The organism is Megalodesulfovibrio gigas DSM 1382 = ATCC 19364, assembly GCF_000468495.1.
GTDB classification, from domain to species: Bacteria; Desulfobacterota; Desulfovibrionia; order Desulfovibrionales; family Desulfovibrionaceae; genus Megalodesulfovibrio; species Megalodesulfovibrio gigas.
The window spans coordinates 2,203,708-2,224,027 of sequence record NC_022444.1; the positions used below are offsets into that span (position 1 = coordinate 2,203,708).

Here is a 20,320-nt window from a genome sequence, read left to right on the forward strand (position 1 = left end):
CAAAAAAGCACAAGGGAGGACCGGCGCGTGCCGATGCTCCCCTGTGCGGTGGATAGAGCACGTTGTTTTTGAAAAGAACTCTCGGGGGGACCCCTTTCTGTAGAAAGGGGTCCCCCCGAACCCCCCTCCCAAAGACTTNTTTTGCAAAAAGGTTTCCCCTCTCGCAAAGTCCTTTTTCAACATTAAAATGCCCTAGAGTGGGATTATTTTGTGCGCACGATTTCCGTGCCGATGCCGCCGGTGGTGAAGAGTTCCAGCAGCACGGCGTTTTCCAGCCGGCCATCGATGATGTGCGCCTTTTCCACGCCGGCATCCAGCGCTTCCATGCAGCATTTGACCTTGGGAATCATTCCGCCGGAGACGGTGCCGTCGGCAATGGCCAGGGCGGCCTGGGACAGGGTGAGGCTGGAAATGAGCTGGCCGCTCTTGTCCAGGATGCCGGGAACGTCCGTGAGCAAAATCAGCCGCTTGGCCTTCATGGCCGAGGCGATGGCCCCGGCGGCGGAATCCGCGTTCACGTTGTAGCTTTTGCCTTCCTCATCAACCCCAAGCGGGGCGATGACGGGAATGAAGCCGTCGCGCTCCACCGAGCGGATGAGGGCAGTCTCCACGGCCACGGGCTCGCCCACATGGCCGAGGTCGATGATTTCCGGCGGCGCATTTTCGCGGTCCACGGCCAGTTCCATGCGGCGGACCTTGAGCAGCCAGCCGTCCATGCCGGAAAGCCCCACGGCCTTGCCGCCGTGCAGGTTCAGCAGGCTGACGATTTCCTTGTTCACCTTGCCGCCCAGCACCATTTCCACCACGTCCATGGTGGCGCGATCCGTCACGCGCAGGCCCTCGCGGAAGGTGGTGGGGATACAGAGTTTTTGCAGCAGCTGGCCGATTTGCGGGCCGCCGCCGTGCACCACCACAGGATTGATGCCGATATACTTCAGCATCACCATACTGCGGGCAAAGGCGCTTTTGAGCACCTCGTCCTTCATGGCGTGGCCGCCGTACTTGATGACCAGCGTCTGCCCGTGGAACTGCCGGATAAAGGGCAGGGACTCCATCAGCATGCGCGCAATGCGGGCGCCTTTCTCCATGGGATCGTCCTTTGCAGTGGAATCTGGGAAGAAATCAGAGGATGTAGCGTGCGAGGTCACGGTCTTCCAACACGTCCATGAGTTTGCCGCGCACGGTGTCGCGGTCGATGACAATCACTTCACCGGCGCGTTCCGGCGCTTCGAAGGAAAGATCCGCCAGCAGATGCTCCAGGATGGTGTACAGCCGGCGCGCGCCGATGTTCTCCGTCTCCTCGTTGGCCCGCTGGGCGCAGGCGGCCAGCTCCTGCAGGGCGTCCTCGGTGAAGGAGATGCGCACGCGTTCCGTCTCCAGCAGGGCGGTGTATTGCTTGGTGAGGGCGTTTTCCGGCTCCGTGAGGATGCGATAGAACTCGTGCTGTCCCAGGGGGGAGAGCTCCACCCGCAGGGGGAAGCGGCCCTGGAGTTCGGGTGCCAGATCCGAGGGCTTGGCAGCGTGAAACGCGCCTGCGGCGATGAACAGGATGTGGTCCGTGCGCACATGGCCGTACTTGGTGTGCACCACGGTGCCTTCCACGATGGGCAGCAGGTCGCGCTGCACGCCCTCGCGGGAGACGTCCGGCCCGCCCTTGTTGTGGCTGGAGGAGGCAATCTTGTCGATCTCGTCGATGAACAGGATGCCGCTTTCCTCCACGCGTTCCTTGGCGATGTCGGTCACCTTGTCCATGTCGATGAGGCGGTCGGCCTCTTCCTGCAGCACGTGTTCCCAGGCTTCCTTGACCTTCATTTTCTTGCGCTTGCGCTTGGCAGGGAAGACCTTGGAGAAGATGTCCTTGAACTGGCTTTGCATGTCCTCGGCCCCGGGCATGTTCTGCATGCCGGGGATGGACATGATCTCCACTCCGCCGCCGGAGACGGAGATTTCCATCTCCACGTCGCGGTCGTCCAGGAGGCCCTTGCGCAGCAGATCGCGCAGCTTTTCCCGCGTGGAGGACAGGTCCCCCGCCTGGGCCGGTGGCGCGGCAAAAGCAGGCACATCGCTGATGGAGGCGGTGGCGGTGGGGATGTCCGTGCTGCGGCCGGAGGCGGGCAGGAGCAGATCCAGCAGCCGTTCTTCCGCGGCGGCGGCGGCCTTTTCCTTCACCCGTTCCTGCTCTTCCTTGCGGACCATGGCCACGCCGAACTCCATGAGGTCGCGGACCATGCTTTCCACATCGCGGCCCACATAGCCCACCTCGGTGAATTTGGTGGCGTCTACCTTGAAGAACGGTGCGCCGGCCAGCCGGGCCAGGCGACGGGCGATTTCGGTCTTGCCCACGCCCGTGGGGCCGATCATGATGATGTTTTTGGGGGCCACTTCTTCGCGCAGGGCCGGGGGCAGCTGCTGCCGCCGCCAGCGGTTGCGCAGGGCGATGGCCACCATGCGCTTGGCCTTTTCCTGACCGATGATGAACTTGTCCAGTTCCGCGACAATCTGCCGCGGCGTGAGTGCATGCATACGAGACTCCATTGGACGGGCTGCAGTGGACTGGCGTATTGTAATTTTGAAGAAGGGCGTTGCGAGAGGGGAAACCTTTTTACAAAAGATTCTTCCCTCTCTCGCTCTCCCCTTTCAAAGATAACGTGCCCTATTCCGCGTCCTGCGCTGCCGCATCCAGGGGAATGGTGCGGAAGATCGTTTGCTTGCCGCGTTTCACCAGCAGCATGGCCACGCCTTTCTTTGCAGCGTCCTTTTCCATGAGCTCGGCGAAGGCGTCAAGGGTTTCCACGGGCTTGAGGTTCAGTTCCAGCACAATGTCGCCCTTGCGCAAGCCGGCCTCGCCGGCCGGGGATTCGGGATCCACCTCCAGCACCAGCAGCCCGCCGCGCTCCAGTTTCTGTTCCTTGATTTCGTCCTTGGTCAGCGGACGCAGGGAAAGGCCGATTTCCGAAGCCTCGGGGGCTTGCTCTTCCTCGCCCTCGCCCAGCAGCGCTTCTTCCGAGGTGGGCCGTTCCCCAAGGGTGACGGAAAGGGGCAGGGTCTTGCCCTCGCGCCACACCTGCAGGGCGGCCTTTTCACCGGGGAGCAGGGCGGCCACATGCTTGAGGAGTTCGCCGGCGTCGGCCACGGGACGGTCGTTGATGGTCAGCACCACGTCGCCGGGCTTGATGCCGGCCTTGTCGCCAGGGTCGCCGGGCCGCACGGAGCTGATGAGCGCCCCGTGGGCCTGCTGCATGCCCAGGGCCTTGGCGGAATTCTCGTCCACATCCTGGATGGTCACCCCCAGCCAGCCGCGCTGCACCTTCTTATTGTCCTTCAAATCCTGGATGATGCGCCGGGCCATGTTGCTGGGAATGGCGAAGCCGATGCCCTGGCCGGAGGAGATGATGGCCGTATTGATGCCGATGACCTTGCCATCCATGTTCAGCAGCGGGCCGCCGGAGTTGCCGGGGTTGATGGAGGCGTCGGTCTGGACATAATCATCAAAGGGCCCGGCGCCGATGGTGCGGCCCTTGGCAGAGACGATGCCTGCCGTCACGGTGTGGTCCAGGCCGAAGGGGTTGCCGATGGCGATGACCCATTGCCCCACCTCCATGGCGTCGGAATCGCCGAATTCCAGCACCGGCAGGGGAGCGGTGGTCTCGATTTTCAGCAACGCCAAGTCGGTTTCCGGATCGCGCCCCACCACGGTGGCGTTGTAGGAATCGGATTCCTTGTCCTTGCCCTGGAGGTTCACGGCAATCTGATCCGCATCCTTGATGACGTGATTGTTGGTGACGATGAAGCCATCCGGCGAGATGATGAAGCCGGATCCCAGGGAGCGATCCTTGCGGTTGCCTTCCGGGGTTTTGAAGAATTTCTCGAACTGCTTCCAGAATTCTTCCATGCGGTTGTCGCCTTCCGGCTTGCGGAAGCGGAAGAAGTCCTGCAGGTCTGGCGTTTCCACCCGGCGCACGGTGGAGATGTTCACCACGGCTGCGCCCGTGCGTTTGGCCAGGGTGGTGAACTCTGGCAGGGCCGTTGTGGCCATGGCCGGGGGGGAGGACAGGGCGGCCAGCAGCAGGATTGTCAGGGGCAGGAGCAGGTGGATGTACGGCTTGCGAATCATACGGAACACTCCTTGGACACGCCGGCTGCCGGAGGGGCTGCCGGCGCGGGAAATGGCGGGTGGATGCGGCAGGAGTATAGTGGTTTTGGGCGGCAAGTAAACCGCTGCCAGTGCCGTCTGCTCAGGCTGGCTGGTTTGCGCCGCTGCTGGCGATCCACTGCCGCACGATCTTCACCGTCTCGGGCCAGTCTGCCGCCATTCTGGCCTGCAGGAACTGCAGGTAGAGCGAGTCCAGAAACTCCATGGCCCGTTCCAGCAGGTAGAATTTTTCCAGGTAGATGGCGTCGGGGTCGTCCCCTTCCTCGCGTCCGGCCTCAATCTTGGGTGTCTTCAGGCTGTTGAGGGCGAAGTCCTCGGCCTTGAGGGTCACGGACCATTCCTCTTCGTCCACCGCCAGCCGGATCAGGGCGCGGGTGACTTTTTTGCCCGTGGCCAGGCCCAGACGGGCTTCCTTGAGTTCGCTCAAGGCGCCGGTTACGGTAGCGGTTTCCAGGGTATCGCCCTGGCCGCCCTGTACCACCACGCGCTGTTCCAGCACGCACTGGAAGGATTCGCCCTTGGCGGTGCGGAAGGCCCCGCCCGTGCGTTCGCTCATGCACCACAGCCAGGTCAGAAAGTCCTGGCCCAGCAACACGTCCTGCGCTTGTCCGAGATACAGATCCACCATGTGTCGTCATCCTTCTTGAGTGACTGCGATTCCGTGCCCATGGCAGGCGCAGCCCGCGGCGTCAACGGAAAATGCGCGTCCTGCGCCGCAGCGGAAACGGTGTTGCCCCGGGGAGAGGGCCGGGCCGGAAGCGGGATCGACCGCAGTCGGCAGGAGGGGGCGGGAGGCGGCTGCCGGTGGAGCAAAGCATCTTTGATAAGGAGTTCTCGGGGGAACACCGTTCTACCGAAAGGTGTTCCCCCGCAACGTCCTTTTTCAAAATGACGATGCCCTAGGCGATGAGTTCGCCGGCGGCATAGGCACCGCCGTATTTGAGTTCGGCCTGGATGAGTGGCTCGGGCCAATCCAGGGGCGACGGCCTGCCTTGCAGCAGGGAATCCTTGGCCTTGGCATCCAGGGTGATGCGGAAGCGGATGAAGCCGGTATAGAAGCCGGCCATGTCCACATCCTGCAGCAGGATGCAGCCCACCAGGCGATCATCCTTGAAGACGAGCTTGCGATAGGCGAAGCGGGCCGGGTCGGACTCCAGATGCACTTCGTAGCCCTGGTCTGCCGGGGGATTGACCATCCCCACGGAGGTGGTGGGCAGGCCCCAATAGGAAATGGAGTTCATGTTCAGGCTGCCAGGGTACTTGAGGTCTGCCCCGGCCATGTTGGCGCCGGCGTTGTAGCCCTGGTTGAAGGCGTTGGGCCAGATGGGCATGACCACGGGGGAGCCGGAGAGCATTTCCGCCGCTTCCACACAATCGCCCGCGGCGAAGATGTTCAGGGCCGAGGTGCGCATGTGGTCGTCCGCTTGAATGCCCAGGCCAACGTTGATGTCGGCAGTTTTGGCCAGATCGGTCTGGGGCCGCACGCCGGCAGCCATGATGACCACATCGGCCGGCAGCTGGCCTTTGTCCGTCTCCAGGGCGGTGAGCACGCCGTTTTCGTCGCGCAGCAGCGCCTGGGGCGAGTGGCCCTGGGCAAAGGCAAGGCCTTTTTGCTCCAGGTGACGCTTGAGCAGCTCGCTGGCGTGTTCGTCGAAATAGCTGCGCATGAGGCGGGACCGCACGGCCAGGGTCACTTCCTTGCCCATGGCGGCCAGGGCCTCGGCGGCCTTCAGGGCAATGAGCCCTGCACCCACCACCACCACGCGCCGCGCCTGTTTGACGGCGGTGCGCAGGGCGTCCACATCCCCACGCTGGGTGAAGGTGAACACGCCCGGACCGGAAATGCCGGCAATGGCGGGCAGGTACGGCGCGCCACCCAGGGCCAGCAACAGCCGATCGTAGGCGATGGATTCGCCGTGCTCGGTGGTCAGGGTCTGGGTTACGGGGTCGATGGCCGTCACCTTGCTTTGCAGCTTCATGGCCACGTGGTGGTCCGTATAGAAGCTGTCCGGCCGCAGGGGCAGGTGGCGCTCGGCGACCTTGTCTGCAAGATAGTAGGAAATAAGGGGCCTGCCGTAAGTGGGGAAGGCTTCTTCGCTGACGACGAGGATTTCTCCCTGCGGATCGTTGGCGCGAATGCCTTCGATGGCGCCGATGGAGGCGACGCCGTTGCCGATGATGACGTAACGCATGCAGTGCAACTCCCTTGAATCAATGTCGGTCGTTCTCCATACGGCAGGCTGGCGGGAAAGTCCAGCCTCATGCAGTAATTGGAAATTGCATGGCTTTTTTGACGGTTCTGATGCGTTGTATTGCGGAAACAAATGATTTACAAATGCACGCAGTCCATGTATCTCACGGAAACGTATTGAGAACATGCCTGCCTGCGTCCAGCGCGGCCTCCCTAAGTCAACAGTTACAAGAGAGACGACATGCGCCGAAAAAGCCTGTTCCTCCCACGACGCTGCCGCCAATTCGCCATACTTGCTTCTCTTCTTCTCGCCACGCTGCTTTCCGGCTGCTCCATGATGCAGTCTTCAAGCGACCTTTCGCTTGGCGCTTCGGGCAAGGCCTGCCCCCCCCTGGGACCTGACGGGGCACAGAAAGTGGATGGCGTCTGCCCGCCGCTCCCCAAGGAATTTCTTCCCAAAATCATGGCCCTCTCCACGCCGCATTTTGGCACCCGGTACAAGTATGGCGGCACCGGCCCCGGCGGGTTCGATTGCTCCGGCTTCACCGCATACGTGTACAAGCAATTTGGCATCAAGCTGCCCCGCGGCAGCTACAATCAGCTTCCCCTGGGCAAGCCTGTGGCCAAGGGCGACCTGCGCCCCGGCGATCTGCTCTTCTTCAAAATTTCCCGCCGCGCCGTGGTGACCCATGTGGGCATTTACATCGGCAACGACCAGATGGTGCACGCTTCCATTCAGAAAGGCGTGACCATTGATCGCGTGTTTGGCGATAACTACTACAACAGGCACTATTACGGCGCGCGCCGGCTGCCGCAGGTGGAAGCCATGGCGCTGACGGCCTCGGCCACGAAATAGGCCTGGCCCCGCAATGGGGTAGTCGAGTAGTCAGGCGGTGTTGCATCTCTGTGCTGCCGGCGAGGAGAACGCTCCTTGCCGGCAGCATTTTTTGTGAAATGAAAAAACCCTGCCGGAGACCGACAGGGTTGGTGATGACGGGAAGCAGGCAAGGAGACTCGGCCAACTACTGGCACAGCCCTCGCTTTTGCGCATCGCGGATGCCGTCGCACGCATCCAGGGAGCAGGCCATCCAGTAGTCATAGCAGGCTGCGTCGGGACGCTGCAGCGTTTCATTGAGTTTGGCGCGTTCAAGGAAGGCATGCGGTGTCTTGCCGGCGAGTTTGATGGCCCGGTTGTAGTCTTCCAGCGCCTGATCAAACTGCTCAAGCCGGGTGTGCACGGCCGCGCGCAGAATAACCGCATCGACCAGGGACGGATCCAACGTGACGGCGGCGCTGAGCGCTTCCAGCGCCCCCTGGGCGTTGCCGTCCTCCAGCAGGGTGCGGCCTTCCTGCAGTCGCGCTTTGGCTTGTTCCGCCTGCTGGGTGGACACCGGGGAGGGCGCCGCGGGTTCTCCCTTTTGCGGGATTGGGGCGGGTTGCTCTGCGGCCGGCTGCAGCACCACCCGGTACGTCACGGCCTTGCGGGGGGCAATGACCACCACCACGCGCATGGGCTCGTAGCCGTCGTGACGGATGTCCAGGCGATAGCTGCCGGACTTCAATTCAATGCCCTGCTCAAACTTGGGCTTGATGTTGAGCACCATGATGGCGGCGTCCGGGGGCGAAGTCTCCAGGAACAGCTTGCCGATGTTGCCTTTGAGGTCCGGTGCGTCAACTTCCTTGATTCGGGAAAAGGACGAGGCTGCGGGGGCTGTTTCCGGCTTGAGGGTGACGTCCAGCGTCAGCGCTTGTCCGTCCTGGATGCTCGCCCGAACGGAATGGTCGGCATAGCCTTCCTTGAGGAAGTGGATGGTATAATTGCCCACGGGAAGCGCCATGCCGTGCTGGTAGCGGACTTCCAGTTCCGCGATGGTGGCTTCCACCTCTGGCGGCGTCATGTTCAGGAGCAGCTTGCCGTGGCCGGGGGCCATGGCGTCCCGGGCTCCAGTCTGGTTGGTGGTGGAGACCACGGTGGCCTCGACCGGCGGAACGACCACAGGCGTGGACCCGTTGTTGTCATTGGCCGGGGCAGGCGTCTCGGCTGGGGGGGCAGGGGCATCTGCAGTGGCGAGGGGCACCAGGGTGACGTTGAGGCGGGTGGCCTCCCGGTCCTTGATGTCCACGCGCAGCACCTGTTTTTCGTAGCCATCCTTTTGGATATCGATGGTGTATTTGTCCGCCTTGAGTTCAATGCCTTGTTCGAACACTGGCTTGATGCGCAGCACGCGGATGTCGGCATCGTCCGGTATGGCATCCACATACAGCCGGCCGTACCCCTTGCGGTTCAGCGGCAGTTCCTGCTTTGGGGCCGCTTCCTTTTCCAGGCGGACCTTGATGGTGGTCTTTTCGCGTGGCTTGATCTCGGCAGGCAATTCCTGGGACACATACCCTGCCTTGGTGACATTGATGCGGTACGTGCCGGGAGCGAGTTCAATGCCTTGCTGGAATTTGGGTTTGATGCTCAGGATGCGGATGGTGGCATCCCCGGGGGCGACCTCCACGAACAATTGTCCCAGGGGTTCCTGGTCTGCGGTGCCGGGGGAGGCCGGAGAGGGGGACTCGTCTGCCGGTTTCGGGGCAGTCTCTGCTGGTGTCTGTGCCGCGGGCGTGGTTCCGGGCAAGGGCTTGAGCACCACCTCCACGGCGGTGGTTTTGCCGGCCGCGATGGAAAATTCCTTGAAGGTGGTTTCGTAGCCGTCCGCCTGGACATCAATCATGTAGTTGCCCGGCGCCAGTTTGATGCCCTGGACAAATTTCGGTTTGACATACAGCAGGCGGACCTTGGCGTTTGCAGGGTCCGTCTTGACCATGAGAGTTCCCTCCTCCTGGGCACAGGCGAGGGGAGCATGCAGCGAGATGCCGCACAGGACGATAGCCAGCAATAGCAGGCTGCGCATGCACACAGCGAGAGGACGCATGGAAACTCCTGAAATGGTTGGCTGGTCCGTCATTTTTTTCGTGGGCAGTGCCATCGGTGTTGTCGTCGCAAACGCCTTTATCATGCAGCATGCGAGGAAAACGCGCAAGGGCAGGGGGGGCACTGCAGTGTTCAGGAGTGTGCACCCCCCTGGACCCCGGTCATATTTCCGTGCGGCTTGGATTGGGGCTGACCTTTGAGGCGCAGTCCTGGCACTGCATAAGAGAAATGCTTAATAATATCTAGCACTACATCTTCGTTCAAATCCTCATTGCATGGATTTCATTTTCACGTAAGGTGCAGAAAAAATCATGCTGAATGTGTCCAGGACGTTGGAGAAGCCGAGGTGCACGTATGCGTCATGTGTTGCTGCTGCTGTTGGCGTTGTCATCGTTGGGGGGCGGTGCATGCAGCATGTCTTCCCATTCTCTGACTGATGATGCGGCACAGGGAACTGCCGAGTTCGACCATTCCGACTTCGGGCAGCCCGGAGGGGGCTGTGCGGCCGCGGCGGCGGAGCTGCAGACAGATCAGGACCAGGACGGCATTGCCGATGCCATCGACTACTGCCTCGGCACACCGGCAGGCGTGGCTGTGGACTCCCGTGGGTGTCCCCTGCGCTGCTTCCTGCATTTCCAGGTGATGTTCGATATGGATGCTGGCGAGATTGCTCCCGCGCAGCAGGATCGGCTGCAGCAACTGGCCGATCTGCTGCGGGACAACCCGCAGTTGGACGTCGTTCTGGAAGGCCATTCGGACAATATGGGAGATTCGCAACGCAATTTGCAGCGCTCGCGCCAGCGGGCAGAGCAGGTGCAGGCCGTGTTGGTGGACCGCTACGGTGTGGCGGCGCACCGTCTGCATCTGCGGGCGTTCGGCAGCTCGCGCCCGCTGGTGACCAACAATACCTTGGTCGGCCGGGCTCGCAATCAACGGGTGGAAGCCTCGGTGCAGGGGTTGTATGCCGCGCATGGGGGCTGGCTGGCATTGAATCGGCCATACAACGTGCTGTTCGGCATCGGTACGGTCACCCTTGACGCCCTTGCCCGCCTGCGGTTGGACGACCTGGGGCGGCATATGCAAGCGGATACGGATGTGGTGGCCATGTTGGAGGGGCACAGCGATGCCATGGGCGACCGCCAGTCCCATCTGGCCGTGTCCCGCCTGCGGGCCGAGGCCGTGCGCGAGTATTTGATGCAGCGCTGGGGCATTGCGCCGCAGCGGCTGGCTGTGGCTGCGCTGGGGGATGCCGTGCCCCTGGCCGAACACGCCAGCCTGCATGGCCGGGCACTCAATCATCGGGTGAGCGTGCGGCTGCATCGCGGCTGGTCGCCCGAGGCGGTGTTGGCCAAGGCCAAGGCCCTGGAGGAACATGCCCGGGATCCGGCCGGCGTCTGGCGCGATCGGCACGCCTCGCTGGTGGCGGTGCAGGGGCAGGCCTCGGTGGTGGAATTCAGCCAGGGCGAAACCGTGCCTGCGCCGGAAATGCAGCGCCGGCTGGAAAGCATTGCCGCCTATCTGGTCCAGCGGCCGGAATTGCGGGTGATTGTGCTCGGGCATTGTGACGTGCTGGGAGACATGCAGCAGGAACAGGCGCTTGCCCTCATGCGTGCCGAGGCGGTGCGTCAACTGCTGGAACAGCATTGCCAGATTGCCCCGGCGCGGCTGGAGGTGCGCAGCTACGGCGCCCAGATGCCGGTGGCTTCCAACGAGACCGCCGAGGGCCGGCAGCGCAACCGGCGGGTGGAATTGCGGATTCTGCCGCCATTGCCGTAGCCGTTCGCGCGTCAGGCCGGGACTCGACGAACGTGGCGGGAAGTGGTACAGGCGTGCGGGCTTGGCATCTGATCCAACGTCTGATCCATAACCGGATCCATGCCTGGCCCGTGCCTGCGTCGATGCTGCGCCGAATGCTGCATCGGTTGTCGCCTGATCTGCAAATGCCGCTGACTTTTTCCGGAGCCCCGAGTGACCCCCGAACACGCCGTTTCCGCTGCCGACCCCGCCGCCGGCCAGTCTGTCCATGCTGCATCCGCGTCTGCTGAGGGTTCGGCATCCCGATGGTTTGCCGACCCCTGGTGCTGGGCCATTGTCGCCTTGTCCGCCTTTTTGCTGTTCTACCAGCTCGGGCAGCGGCCCTTCTGGCAGGACGAGGCCGAAACGGCCTGCCTGGCCAAGAACGTGCTCAAGTACGGTCTGCCCCGCGTCACGGACGGCGTGAACATCATCTCGCAGGAACAGGGGCGGGAATACGGGCCGGATCTCATCTGGGCCTGGTCCCCCTGGATGCAGATTTACGTCTCGGCCCTGGGCCTGAAAATTGGCGGGCTGAACACCTTTGCCGGCCGGTTTCCCTTTGCCCTGGCCGGGGTGATCTGCGTGCTGCTGACGTATCGGCTGGTGCGGGTGCACTTCCGGGATGTGCAATGGGCGCGTCTGGCCGCCCTGTTCCTGACCCTGTGCGTGCCGTTTTTATTGTTCGGCCGGCAGAACCGCTATTATACCCTGGGCGCCATCCTGACCATCCTGAGCCTGGAGGCGTTCATCCCCAGACGGGCCACCTCGGCGGCCAACGTGTTGGCCGGGGTTTCCATGGGGTTGATGTTTCACGCCAACTATTTGCTGCTGTTCAGCTTTGGTCCGGCCATTGTGGTGGCCAAGTGCCTGGTGGAACGCCAGTTGCCCCGATTCAAAGATCTGCTGATCATGGGCGGGTGCGCCATGGTCATCATTGTGCCGGGCTTCATGATGTACGGCATCGGCAAGCAGGGGGGCATGCTGGATTTCACCAAGATTCCGGCAAATATAGGGAATTACTTCGCGGACTTTGTGCAGTTCATGCTGCCGCTGCCCGTGGCGGTGTATCTGGTATGGCGCTGGCGCAGGTTTTTCCTGGCCTGCATGCTCAAGCATGCGCCGGAAGACCGCGGGGAACGCATGGTGCTGCTCATGGCCCTGACCATGCTGGGCAGCGTGCTCATCCTGGCACTTATTCCGCAGCGCTTCCTGCGCTATCTGGTGCATCTGTATCCGTTGCTGGCGGTGATGCTGGCTTGGCTGTGCCTGAAGATCTGGCGCAATCACAAGCCCTGCGGCGCGCTGCTGGCCGGCCTGCTGTTGCTGACCAACTGGATGCACATCATCCCCATGGAAGTGCTGGGTATTGTGAACCGCCCCTGGCAGACCGATCCCCAGATGCTGGCCTATCCCAATATCCCCATTCGCCTGCTGCTGACGGAAATGGTGCATGGGTATCCGGACGTGAATGCGCGGCTCATTGATTTTTTCAAGGAACATGCGCGCAAGGATGACACGATTCTCATCAGCTATGGCGACCTGCCCCTGCAGTTCTACACGGATTTCAAAATCCTCGGCGGGCTGCGTGCGGACGATCCGGACGCCGTGAACAATCCGGAGTGGCTGGTCAAGCGCAGCGTCTCCCGGACGGATCGTGACGGCTTTCTTGTCCAGTCTGACGACGTCATCCTGAATGTCTTGCATCTGGAGCGCGACTACGACCGCATTGATCTTGATGCGGCGGACGACATGTTCGGGAACCGGGCGGACCCGTACTACCATCAGTTTGTGCCCCAGGAAGAACCGTACCAAGCGCTGGTGGTGTACCGGCGCAAAGATTTGAGGGACAGGCAATGAGCTGGAACTTCGCCATCCCCAGGCCGGCGCAGTACTGGGCCGTGACCGTGCTGCTGGCAGGTATTGTTGTGGCTGGTGCGTTGGGAACGCCGGAAATCGCCCAGCGCCTTATCCCGGAAATGTATTTCGACAACCAGCTGTTCTGGACCGGCCGGCAAATGGTGTACGCCGAGCGCGATACCGTCTACACCAGCAGTTCCCAGGCATTTTTGGAAGAGATGCTGCATCAGCCACAGCCAATGGTGCTGCACAATGACGGCTCGCTGAAAACAGCCATGCGCAAGATGGTGGCCCGCAAGCAACGCGCAGTGGAAAAGGCGAACCTGCTGCGCTTCAAGTTCGAGCGCCTCCAGCGGCAATACGCGCTGACCATGGGCACCGCCCGCGATCCTCAGCCCGTGGAGGGCCTGTAACATGGCGTACATTCGCTGGGGAATCCGGCTCGCGGTGTTGCTGGTGGTGCTTGCCTGCGTGGGGGTGGGCGCGTTCAATGCCGTGGTGTATCCAACGCATGGGCTCGACGGCTTCACGGCCGAGGACTATGAGAAGGTCATCCTCAAGGCGTCGGCATTGTATGCGGTTTCGGTGGGGATGAGCCTGGATGGCATCCTGGAAAGCGATTTCCGCACCCTGGGGCCAGGCAAGGCCAACTTTGCCTGGGGCATCGTCTCCCTGCGCGACAAGAGCAATGGCAGATATCGCTTGTGGGTTTCGTTGCAACGCTTTGGCGATCAGTGGTCCCGCGCTTCGTCCACGGTGTATCCGGACAACAAATCACTGGGGCTCATTGTGGATCCCTGGGACCGCATGCTGTTTCTGAAGGATACCGAGCCGAACATGTCCAAGACTCGCTTGGAGCTGGATTTGTTGACGCGGGAGCAGGTCCGCAGATTCAGGGAATACATGCGCACCAGCCTCTAACCGAAACGCCAGCACAGTGTCTTGCCTTTGGCGGCGCTTGCTGGTAGGTGACTCACCTTTACCCGAAGACGCCGTTGCAACGGCCCTGGCAGGGGGGGGGCGGCATGCGCGGGGCAGGCGTCGCTTCCCGCGGCGATGCCGCCGCAGCAACCACCGTGCGAGAGTGGCGGAATTGGTAGACGCACCGGACTTAGGATCCGGCGCCTCTGTGCGTGGGAGTTCGAGTCTCCCCTCTCGCACCAGGAACCACCCGCACTGCCTGGGGCTGCCGGCCTTTCCGGCGCCATGCGTGTCATGAATCGAGTGCAAGGAGATCTCTCGAATGGAATACACTGTTGAAGCCGTCACCTCTGTAATGCGCAGCATCAAGGTTCACGTATCTGAAGACGAGGTGCACGCCTCCCTGGCCGCCACCACGGCCATGTACCGCAAGGATGTGGACATCAAGGGCTTCCGCAAGGGCAAGGCCCCCACGAGCATCATCGAAGGCAAGTTCAAGAAGCAGATCGCGGCCGAAGCGACCACGGATCTGGTGAACCTGCACATCAATGAGATCCTGGGCGAGCTCAAGGTGTCGCCGGTGTCTCGCATCGATTTCGACGGCGGGGAGATGGAAAAAGGCCAGACCTTCGACTACACCATCCGCTTTGAAGTCATGCCCGAGATCGAGCTGCCTGCCTTTGAGGGCACCACGGTGGAAGAAGAAACTCCCGTGGTGAACGAGGCGGAAATCGAGGCTGTGATGGACCGCATCCGCAACAATGCCGCGGAAGTGGTGCCTGTGGAAACGCCCCGCAAGCCCGTGAACGGCGACATTGTGGTGGTCAGCTTCAAGGCCCGCAAGGACGGCGCCGTCATCCCGGGTCTGGAAGCAGAAAACTTTGAGCTCTCCCTGGGCGAGGGCCATGCCCTGGAGCCCTTCGAGGAGATGGTCAAAACCTTGGAGCCCGGGCAGTCCACCGTCGGTCCCATGACGTTCCCCGACGACTTCCTGAACACGGAACTCGCCGGCCAGACCGTGGAAATGGACCTCACCCTGTACACGGTGAAGGAAAAGAAGCTCCCGCCGCTGACGGACGAGCTGGCCAAGAAGGCCGGCGGATTTGAAAGCGTGGAGAAGATGCGCGAGGCCATCACCAAGTCGTACATGGAAAGCCGCCGGCAGCTGCATCGCGCCACCGCGCAGAAGAAGTTCCTGGATGCCCTGCTGGCCCAGGTGAGCTTCGAGATCCCGCCCTCCCTGCTGGGCCGCCACCTGGACAACCAGGTGGGCGAAGCCGTGCATCGGGCCGAGCGCCAGGGCAAGACCCTGGAAGCCGTGACCGGCATGGATCCCGAGGCCTACCGCGCCCATGTGACGCCCCAGGCGGAAGAACTTGCCCGGGCGGAAATCTTCCTGCTGGCCGTGGCCCGCAAGGAAGGCCTGGAAGTGACCGAACAGGAAGTGGATTTCCACCTGCGCCAGCTGGCTGCACGCATGGGCCAGGATTTCCACGAGCTCAAGCAGTTCTACTCCCAGCATGGCCTGATCTTTGAAGTGCGCGACAAACTGCTGGCAGACAAGGCCATGGAGCGGATGTACTCCAAGGTGAACGTGGTGGAAGTGCCCGCCAGCGCGGCCGAAGCCCAGGCGTAAACTGCCTGAGTTGATGCGAGTCTGGCACGCTGCTTGCTTAATTATACCGAAACACCGGCGTGGGAGTGGACGACTCGCCCACCGCTGGTGTAGGGTTTGCATTCCACGGGAGCGAGTGTCGCGGACGCCCTGGGCGTCCGCGCACGCTGCCGCCACATCCACGCCCGGCCCGGCCCCTTGCGCGGGTTCCTCCCGGAACACGCCATGCCCGGACCGGCAGGAGCCACAAGGAGAATGCCATGGCCTGGGGCGCAGTGCCCTTTGTCATTGAGACGACCGGCCGCACCGAGCGGATGTATGACATCTACTCGCGTTTGCTCAAGGATCGTATCATACTGCTCAGCAGCGCCATTGACGACCATGTCGCCAGCCTTGTCTGCGCGCAGTTGCTGTTTCTGGAGTCCGAAAATCCTGAAAAGGAAATCAATCTGTACATCAATTCCCCCGGCGGCCTGGTGACGGCTGGCCTGGCCATCTACGACACCATGCAGTACATCTCTGCCCCGGTGGTCACCCTGTGCCTGGGCCAGGCAGCCAGCATGGGCGCATTCCTGCTCGCCGCAGGGGCCAAAGGCATGCGCTACACCTTGCCCCACAGCCGCATCATGCTCCACCAGCCCTCGGGCGGTTTTCAGGGCCAGGCCACGGATATCGAAATCCACGCCCGCGAAGTGCTGCGGCTCAAGGATTCGCTCAACACGATCCTGGCCGAAAACTGCGGCAAGAATGTGGACCAGATCGCCAAGGACACGGACCGCGACAACTTCATGACCGCGGAAGAAGCCAAGGCGTACGGCGTGGTGGATCACATCCTGACCTCGCGCCTGGACAAGGACGAGGCCGGCGCCGCCAAGTAGGAAAAGAGAGGGACCATGGCCACCAAGAAGCTCGGCACCCCCCCGGAGCTGCATTGCTCGTTCTGTTCCAAAAGCCAGGAAGAGGTCCAGCGCCTCATCGCCGGCCCCGACGTGTACATCTGCGACGAGTGCGTGGCGCTGTGCAACGAGATCATTGCCCAGGAAAGCATCAACGAAGACCTGGAGGACGGCCGGCTGCTCTCCCCCGAGGAAATTCACAAAAAGCTTGATGAATACGTCATCGGCCAGCAGCACGCCAAGAAAATCCTGGCAGTGGCCGTGCACAACCATTACAAGCGCGTGTTCTTTTCCGGCCAGGTCAGCGATGACGTGGAACTGGAAAAGTCCAACATCCTGCTCATGGGCCCCACCGGCTGCGGCAAGACCCTGCTGGCCAAAACCCTGGCCCGGGTGCTCAAGGTGCCCTTCGCCATTGCGGACGCCACCACCCTGACCGAAGCCGGCTACGTGGGCGAAGACGTGGAAAACATCCTCGTCCAGCTGCTGCAGAATGCGGACTACGACATCGAAGCCGCCTCCCGCGGCATCATCTACATTGACGAGATCGACAAGATCGCCCGCAAGGGGGACTCTCCCTCCATCACCCGCGACGTCTCCGGCGAAGGGGTGCAGCAGGCCCTCCTGAAGATCATCGAAGGCACGGAAGCAAACATTCCTCCCAAGGGCGGCCGCAAGCACCCGCAGCAGGAATTCATCCGCCTGAACACGTCCAACATCCTGTTCATCATGGGTGGGGCGTTCATCGGGCTGGAAAAAATCGTGCAGGAACGCCGCGCCGGCCGGTCCATCGGCTTCGGCGCCACGGTGGAGACGCCCGCCAAGGTCAATCTGTCCAGCATCTACTCGGAAGTCCACCCCATCGACCTCATCAAATTCGGCCTCATCCCCGAGTTTGTGGGCCGTATCCCGGTGCTCACTTTCGTGGAAGAACTGAGCGAAGACGATCTGGTGCGCATCCTCACCGAGCCCAAAAACGCGCTCACCCGACAGTATCACAAGCTCTTTGAGCTCGATAAGGTCCGCCTGCGCTTCACCAACAATGCCCTGCGCTCCATTGCCCAGAAGGCCATTGAGCGCAAGACCGGCGCCCGCGGCCTGCGCAACGTGATGGAAAACATCATGCTGGACATCATGTACGCTCTGCCTTCGCTGGTGGGCGTGAAGGAATGCGTGGTCAACAAGAACGTGGTGGAAAAAGGCATGGAGCCCCTGCTTATTTACCAGCAGGAGGCGCGCTCTGCGAATTCCTGAGCCTGCTTCTTCGCACCAGGCGCAGTCGTTGTTCCCTTGCCCGGACGTGGTCGCGTCCGGGCTTTTTTTACAGGACTTTTTTTTACATTCTGGTGTTTGACATTTCGCCTTCGGGCGTTACTTTGACATTTCCAGCCGCCCGCCCGCCCGGCGGCCTCGCGTCCGGGCCGGCCTGGCGGCGCATCCTTCGATTCGAGAGGAGCGTTCCATGTCTAAACCGTACCTGCTGGACGGCGATTCCCAGACCGAGGCCCTGCGCCTGCCCCTCATGTCCCTGCGTGAGGTGGTCATGTTCCCGCGGTCCATCGTGCCCCTCTTTGTGGGCCGGGAAGCCTCCATCAAGGCCATCGAGCACGCCCTGGCCCATTACGACAAAAAGATTTTTCTGGTGGCCCAGCGCGAGCCGGAAATTGAAAAACCCGAGCCCCAGGATCTCTTCCAGGTGGGCACGGTCAGCAAGATTCTCCAGCTGCTTCGTCTGCCGGACGGCACCATCAAGGTGCTCTTCGAGGGGCTGTACCGCGCCATCTGGACCCCGGACGGCGAGACCTTCCCTGCCGACCAGCTCTACCCGGTCATCGCCACCCGCAAGATGCTGGAAGAAGACTACAACACCCCCGAAACCAAGGCCCTCATCCGCGCCACGCAGGAGGCCCTGGAAGAATTCGGCAAGGTGAACAAGAAGCTGGCCCCGGAAACCATCCTGGCCGTCTCCTCCCTGACCACCCCCGGCAAAATGGCCGACGCCATCATGCCGCATCTGAAGGTGGACTACCTGCGCAAGCAGGAGATCCTGGAGCAGACCGATCCCAGGTCCCGTCTGGAGGAAGCCTTTGCCCTGCTGCAAGGTGAAATCGAGATCACGGCCCTGGAAAAGAAAATCAAAAACCGCGTCAAAAATCAGATGGAGCGCAACCAGCGCGACTACTATCTGAACGAGCAGATGAAGGCCATCTCCAAGGAGATGGGCCGCGAGGACGATCCCGTGGCCGAAACCGCCGAGCTGGAAGAAAAGCTCAAGGCCAAGGTCATGTCTGACGAGGCCCGGGAAAAGGCCCTCAAGGAAATCAAAAAACTGCGCACCATGCCGCCGTCCTCCGCAGAGTACACGGTGGTGCGCAACTATGTGGACTGGATTCTGGATCTGCCCTGGAACACCCTGAAGGAAACCTCCATCGATCTGGAAGAAGCCCGCAAGATCCTGGACGAAGACCACTACGGCCTGGACAAGCCCAAGGAACGCATCCTGGAGTTCCTGGCCGTGCAGAAGCTGGTGCAGACCATGAAAGGCCCCATCCTCTGTCTGGTGGGCCCTCCTGGCGTGGGCAAAACCTCCCTGGCCAAGTCCGTGGCCCGGGCCACCGGTCGCGAGTTCGTGCGCCTCTCCCTGGGCGGCGTGCGGGACGAAGCGGAAATCCGCGGGCATCGCCGGACCTACGTGGGCGCACTGCCCGGCAAGATCATCCAGTCCCTCAAGCGGGTGGACTTCAATAACCCGTTGTTCTGCCTGGATGAAATCGACAAGATGAGCATGGACTTCCGCGGCGATCCCTCGGCAGCCCTCCTGGAAGTGCTGGATCCCGAACAGAACTACGCCTTCAGCGACCATTATCTGGATCTGGATTACGATCTTTCCAAGATTTTCTTCATCACCACGGCCAATACCCTGCACAGCATCCCGCTGCCCCTGCAGGACCGCATGGAAATCATCCAGCTGCCCGGCTACCTGGAAGTGGAGAAGAAGAAGATCGCCAAGTCTTTCCTGCTGCCCAAGCAGTTGGAGCACCATGGCCTGAAGGAAGAGAACGTCCAGCTTTCGGAAAATGCGGTGCTGGAAGTCATCCGTCGCTACACCCGCGAAGCCGGCGTGCGCAACCTGGAGCGGGAAATCGCCTCCATCTGCCGCAAGGTGGCCCGCAACCTGGTGGAAAAGGACGAGCTGGCCAAGACCGTGAGCGTGAGCGTGCAGAATCTGGGTACCTATCTGGGCGTGCCCAAGTTCCGCTATGGCGAAAAGGAAGAGCAGCCTCAGGTGGGCGTTTCCACCGGTCTGGCCTACACCGAGATGGGCGGCGAACTGCTGGTGGTGGAAACTGCCCTCATGCCCGGGGACGGCAAGGTGGAGATCACCGGCAAGCTGGGGGACGTGATGACCGAATCCGCCCGCGCGGCCCGGTCTTACATCCGCTCCCGGTCGGATCTCTTCGGCCTGAAGTCCGACTTCTACAAGCTGGCGGACCTGCACATTCACGTGCCCGAAGGCGCCATCCCCAAGGACGGCCCCTCGGCAGGCATCACCCTGGCCACATCCATGATCTCGGCCCTGCTGAACATCCCCGTGCGCAACGATCTGGCCATGACTGGCGAAATCACCCTGCGCGGCCGGGTGCTGCCCATCGGCGGCCTGCGGGAAAAGCTCCTGGCGGCGCATCGCGGGCTCATCACCACGGTGCTCATTCCCAAGGACAACGCCAAGGACCTGAAAGACGTGCCCGAGGAAATCGTCAAGTCCCTGGAAATCATCCAGGTGGAGCACATGGACGAGGTCATCCAGCACGCCCTCATCCCGCCCACGGATCGCGCCATCTTCTCCACCTTGGAGCACTGCGCGCCCATCGCCTCCACCCTGCTCAAGGATGACGGGCATCATCCGCAGCAGCGGCATTAGAGCACGTTGTTTTTGAAAAGAACTCTCGGGGGAAGAACCTTTCNAACCTTT

The 20,320-nt window shown here is 62.0% G+C and carries 15 protein-coding genes and 1 tRNA gene; 10 read left to right on the forward strand and 6 right to left on the reverse strand.

Annotated elements, in window-relative coordinates; translation table 11 throughout:
- Positions 1 to 203 precede the first annotated feature (203 nt).
- The 5 genes from argB to DGI_RS09705 form a co-directional block, all read right to left on the reverse strand.
- A complete protein-coding gene (gene argB / locus DGI_RS09685) occupies positions 204 to 1,088 on the reverse strand; it encodes an acetylglutamate kinase (RefSeq protein ID WP_021760797.1) in 885 nt (294 codons plus the stop codon).
- A gap of 34 nt (positions 1,089 to 1,122) precedes the next feature.
- Positions 1,123 to 2,523: an ATP-dependent protease ATPase subunit HslU gene (gene hslU / locus DGI_RS09690; protein WP_021760798.1), complete on the reverse strand. Its 1,401-nt coding sequence runs from the start codon at positions 2,521 to 2,523 to the stop codon at positions 1,123 to 1,125.
- A gap of 130 nt (positions 2,524 to 2,653) precedes the next feature.
- Positions 2,654 to 4,114, reverse strand: coding sequence for a DegQ family serine endoprotease (locus tag DGI_RS09695; RefSeq protein ID WP_021760799.1), 1,461 nt, complete (start codon positions 4,112 to 4,114; stop codon positions 2,654 to 2,656).
- Positions 4,115 to 4,235: 121 nt separating this feature from the next.
- Complete coding sequence (locus tag DGI_RS09700) at positions 4,236 to 4,781, reverse strand: hypothetical protein (protein WP_021760800.1); 546 nt, start codon at positions 4,779 to 4,781, stop codon at positions 4,236 to 4,238.
- Between the two features lie 271 nt (positions 4,782 to 5,052).
- Complete coding sequence (locus DGI_RS09705) at positions 5,053 to 6,345, reverse strand: NAD(P)/FAD-dependent oxidoreductase (RefSeq protein WP_021760801.1); 1,293 nt, start codon at positions 6,343 to 6,345, stop codon at positions 5,053 to 5,055.
- 333 nt (positions 6,346 to 6,678) lie between these two features.
- Here DGI_RS09705 and DGI_RS17960 point away from each other — a divergent pair, with 333 nt between their 5' ends.
- Complete coding sequence (locus DGI_RS17960; RefSeq protein ID WP_158407316.1) at positions 6,679 to 7,200, forward strand: C40 family peptidase; 522 nt, start codon at positions 6,679 to 6,681, stop codon at positions 7,198 to 7,200.
- Between the two features lie 166 nt (positions 7,201 to 7,366).
- On the opposite strand, the gene DGI_RS17225 is transcribed toward DGI_RS17960, so the two are convergent.
- Complete coding sequence (locus DGI_RS17225) at positions 7,367 to 9,262, reverse strand: PEGA domain-containing protein (protein WP_021760803.1); 1,896 nt, start codon at positions 9,260 to 9,262, stop codon at positions 7,367 to 7,369.
- Between the two features lie 413 nt (positions 9,263 to 9,675).
- Here DGI_RS17225 and DGI_RS17230 point away from each other — a divergent pair, with 413 nt between their 5' ends.
- The 9 genes from DGI_RS17230 to lon all read left to right on the forward strand — a co-directional run bounded on the left by DGI_RS17230 (position 9,676) and on the right by lon (position 20,269).
- Positions 9,676 to 11,037: an OmpA family protein gene (locus DGI_RS17230; protein ID WP_051286624.1), complete on the forward strand. Its 1,362-nt coding sequence runs from the start codon at positions 9,676 to 9,678 to the stop codon at positions 11,035 to 11,037.
- 192 nt (positions 11,038 to 11,229) lie between these two features.
- Positions 11,230 to 12,915, forward strand: a complete 1,686-nt coding sequence (locus DGI_RS09730) for an ArnT family glycosyltransferase (protein ID WP_021760806.1) — start codon at positions 11,230 to 11,232, stop codon at positions 12,913 to 12,915.
- Positions 12,912 to 13,328: a hypothetical protein gene (locus tag DGI_RS09735; RefSeq protein WP_021760807.1), complete on the forward strand. Its 417-nt coding sequence runs from the start codon at positions 12,912 to 12,914 to the stop codon at positions 13,326 to 13,328. The genes DGI_RS09730 and DGI_RS09735 overlap by 4 nt, the downstream gene beginning before the upstream one ends.
- A gap of 1 nt (position 13,329) precedes the next feature.
- Positions 13,330 to 13,836 carry a hypothetical protein gene (locus DGI_RS09740; protein WP_021760808.1) on the forward strand — a complete coding sequence of 169 codons (507 nt, stop codon included), beginning with the start codon at positions 13,330 to 13,332 and terminating at the stop codon, positions 13,834 to 13,836.
- 157 nt (positions 13,837 to 13,993) lie between these two features.
- Positions 13,994 to 14,078, forward strand: a tRNA-Leu gene (locus tag DGI_RS09745).
- Between the two features lie 80 nt (positions 14,079 to 14,158).
- Positions 14,159 to 15,472 carry a trigger factor gene (gene tig / locus DGI_RS09750; protein WP_021760809.1) on the forward strand — a complete coding sequence of 438 codons (1,314 nt, stop codon included), beginning with the start codon at positions 14,159 to 14,161 and terminating at the stop codon, positions 15,470 to 15,472.
- Positions 15,473 to 15,711: 239 nt separating this feature from the next.
- Entirely contained in the window at positions 15,712 to 16,329 is a 618-nt protein-coding gene (clpP, locus tag DGI_RS09755) for an ATP-dependent Clp endopeptidase proteolytic subunit ClpP (RefSeq protein ID WP_021760810.1), read from the forward strand.
- A 15-nt stretch (positions 16,330 to 16,344) separates the two neighbouring features.
- Positions 16,345 to 17,601 (forward strand): ATP-dependent Clp protease ATP-binding subunit ClpX, encoded by a 1,257-nt coding sequence (gene clpX / locus DGI_RS09760; protein ID WP_021760811.1) that lies wholly within the window; start codon positions 16,345 to 16,347, stop codon positions 17,599 to 17,601.
- Positions 17,602 to 17,809: 208 nt separating this feature from the next.
- On the forward strand, positions 17,810 to 20,269 hold the full coding sequence (lon, locus tag DGI_RS09765) for an endopeptidase La (protein WP_021760812.1): 2,460 nt from the start codon (positions 17,810 to 17,812) through the stop codon (positions 20,267 to 20,269).
- The last annotated feature ends 51 nt before the right edge of the window (positions 20,270 to 20,320 follow it).

Coding starts and splice junctions, on each gene's coding strand:
- lon (WP_021760812.1), top strand. CDS start 17,810: ATGTCTAAACCGTACCTGCTGGACGGCGATTCCCAGACCGAGGCCCTG.
- DGI_RS09695 (WP_021760799.1), bottom strand. CDS start 4,114: ATGATTCGCAAGCCGTACATCCACCTGCTCCTGCCCCTGACAATCCTG.
- hslU (WP_021760798.1), bottom strand. CDS start 2,523: ATGCATGCACTCACGCCGCGGCAGATTGTCGCGGAACTGGACAAGTTC.
- DGI_RS09705 (WP_021760801.1), bottom strand. CDS start 6,345: ATGCGTTACGTCATCATCGGCAACGGCGTCGCCTCCATCGGCGCCATC.
- DGI_RS17960 (WP_158407316.1), top strand. CDS start 6,679: ATGATGCAGTCTTCAAGCGACCTTTCGCTTGGCGCTTCGGGCAAGGCC.
- clpP (WP_021760810.1), top strand. CDS start 15,712: ATGGCCTGGGGCGCAGTGCCCTTTGTCATTGAGACGACCGGCCGCACC.
- argB (WP_021760797.1), bottom strand. CDS start 1,088: ATGGAGAAAGGCGCCCGCATTGCGCGCATGCTGATGGAGTCCCTGCCC.
- tig (WP_021760809.1), top strand. CDS start 14,159: ATGGAATACACTGTTGAAGCCGTCACCTCTGTAATGCGCAGCATCAAG.
- DGI_RS09700 (WP_021760800.1), bottom strand. CDS start 4,781: ATGGTGGATCTGTATCTCGGACAAGCGCAGGACGTGTTGCTGGGCCAG.
- DGI_RS09735 (WP_021760807.1), top strand. CDS start 12,912: ATGAGCTGGAACTTCGCCATCCCCAGGCCGGCGCAGTACTGGGCCGTG.
- DGI_RS17225 (WP_021760803.1), bottom strand. CDS start 9,262: ATGCGTCCTCTCGCTGTGTGCATGCGCAGCCTGCTATTGCTGGCTATC.
- DGI_RS17230 (WP_051286624.1), top strand. CDS start 9,676: ATGTCTTCCCATTCTCTGACTGATGATGCGGCACAGGGAACTGCCGAG.
- clpX (WP_021760811.1), top strand. CDS start 16,345: ATGGCCACCAAGAAGCTCGGCACCCCCCCGGAGCTGCATTGCTCGTTC.
- DGI_RS09740 (WP_021760808.1), top strand. CDS start 13,330: ATGGCGTACATTCGCTGGGGAATCCGGCTCGCGGTGTTGCTGGTGGTG.